A 309-nucleotide genomic window follows, 5' to 3' on the forward strand; every position below is an offset into this window, starting at 1 on the left:
ATTAAGAACTCTGTAAGCGAAGCATTCTTGAGGCTCGTCGCCCTTGTTGGCTCACCATCGGTAATGAAGAAGGTTTGATTGGTCGCTTCGTTACCCGCCAATGCTAAAGATTCAAACCACTCAATCGCAGTCTCAAATCCCGCCTCATAGTTAGTAGATGATTCCGCATTAAGTGCTCCAACTTTCGCCGCAAATTCATCTTTAGCGTCTTGTGCTGAAGTCTCAGACAGATCGATAGACACAACTTGTGCAGCGCCAGATGCAAACTCAGACAACATCACATTAACCTTGCCAGAGTTGTCTTCCTTA

General features: G+C 45.6%; 1 protein-coding gene. It reads right to left on the reverse strand.

Annotated elements, in window-relative coordinates; all coding sequences use genetic code 11:
* A partial coding sequence (locus tag AB4585_RS23620) for a hypothetical protein (protein ID WP_372171203.1) occupies positions 1–309 on the reverse strand: 309 nt, incomplete at both ends.

This window comes from Vibrio sp. 10N.222.49.C9 (assembly GCF_041474985.1).
GTDB lineage: Bacteria > Pseudomonadota > Gammaproteobacteria > Enterobacterales > Vibrionaceae > Vibrio > Vibrio crassostreae_C.